Source organism: Pseudonocardia halophobica (assembly GCF_027922425.1).
Classification (GTDB): domain Bacteria; phylum Actinomycetota; class Actinomycetes; order Mycobacteriales; family Pseudonocardiaceae; genus Pseudonocardia; species Pseudonocardia halophobica.
This window is the reverse complement of the sequence record NZ_BSFQ01000106.1, coordinates 1-1,704: the sequence shown is the minus strand read 5'-3', so window position 1 is coordinate 1,704 and position 1,704 is coordinate 1. Positions and strand designations below refer to the sequence as shown.

Genomic DNA, 1,704 nt, shown 5'->3' with positions numbered 1-1,704 from the left:
CCTCCCGACCTGGTAGTTCGTGGCGTGCTGCTGGTTGACGTACCACACCGAGCGGGACACGATCTCAATGTCGAGGTCGTCGTCGCCGACCAGCATCCGGATCCGGTCCTGGACGACGTCGTCGCGCAGGTCCGGCACGCCGTCGGCCATGTCGAAGCCCCAGCCCGCGATCCACTGGTTCCACGGCTTGATCGCGCGCAGCAGGCCCATGCCGATCCCGCCGAAGCCGGCCTTGGAGTTGTAGATCCAGTGCAGGATGCTCGGCCGGTGGGCCACGTAGCGGCTCAGGTCCGCGTTGAACAGGATGTAGTTGGTCCCGGCGCGAGCCAGCTCGCCCTCGAAGGGCAGGCCGATGTCCTCGGCCACCTTGGAGCGGGCACCGTCGAAGCCCAGCAGGTAGCGGGCGCGCTGGGAGAAGGTCTGCCCGGTGCGCATGTCGCGGAACAGCACCGTGACGCCCTCGCTGTCCTGCTCGTGGGAGAGATACTCGGTGTGGAAGCTGATGATCGCCCCGCGCTCGGCCGCACTCCTGATGAGAACGGGCTCCATCAGCGGCTGCGGGATGTCGAGCATCGTGCAGGGGCTGCCCTGCAGGTAGTCGCCGTAGCGGCGGTCCCCGGTCCCCCACGTCTGCAGCCGCACGATCTCCTCACCGGCCAGGCTCGTGGTGAACAGCGTGTCCCCCATCTGGTCCCACGGGGTGGCGTAGCGCCGGGCCTCCCGCTCGACGCCGAGGTCGCGCAGAACCTCGACCGCGCGCTGGTTGGTGATGTGGGCCCGCGGCCCGTTCGCGACCCACGGGAACAGCGACACCGCGTGCACACGGATCCCGTAGGTGGCCAGGGCGAGCGCCGCGGTGCCCCCGGCGGGGCCGAGCCCGATCACGATCACGTCGGTGTCGAAGCCGTCGGCCGGGGTGAACGGGGTGAAGGCGGGCGGCGGAAGCGTCGTTGTATCCATGGCACCTTCTCGGAGCTGCCGGCGCGAACCGGTCCGAACATCGAGGAGACCCAGAGTGGGTCAACCGGTCACTGGCATTCTAGCATCACACTCAGTGAGACCCAAGTTTTCGCGGCCTCGTCTGCGGGCCGGTCGGCTGGCGGGCGACGGGTGCGGCGGTGAACTCGGCACGGACGGTGCCGAGGTCGGTGAGCGTCGCGACGTAGGTGCGGCCCTCCTCGACCGGCACCATCGCCCCCAAGGCCCCGGAGAGCACGACGTCGCCCGCGCGAAGCGGCGTACCCAGCTCCCGGGAAGTTCGTGCGAGCCAGACCAGGGCGTTGACCGGGTCGCCGAGGCACGCTGCTCCGGTGCCGGTGGACACCGTCTCGGTGCTGCCGTCGGCGTTGCTGGTCAAGGTCATCTCGACGGCGCGCAGGTCGCGGTCGCCGAGTTCGATCGGCTCGTCGCCCAGGACGTACAGTCCGGACGAGGCGTTGTCCGCGACGGTGTCGACGATCGTGATGTCCCAGCCCGCGATGCGGCTGTCGACGATCTCCAGTGCGGCGACGGCCTGGCCGACCGCGGCGCGGGCGACGTCGGCGGTGATCTCGTCGTCGCCGGCGAGGTCGGCGTTCAGCACGAACGCGATCTCCGCTTCGATCCTGGGCTGCAGCAGCCGGCCGATGTCGATCGGCTCGTCCTGGCGGCAGGCCATGTCGTCGAACAGGACACCGAAGTCGGGCTGGTCGACTCCGAGCTGCG

Annotated in this window: 2 protein-coding genes; both read right to left on the bottom strand. The window is 69.8% G+C overall.

Translation table 11 applies throughout. The annotated features are described in order from the left end of the window. Positions 1–960: FAD-dependent monooxygenase (locus PKE99_RS37445; protein WP_271215015.1), on the bottom strand; the 960-nt coding region annotated here is incomplete at its 3' end. A 91-nt stretch (positions 961–1,051) separates the two neighbouring features. Then, positions 1,052–1,704: 2-keto-4-pentenoate hydratase (locus PKE99_RS37440; protein ID WP_271215014.1), on the bottom strand; the 653-nt coding region annotated here is incomplete at its 5' end.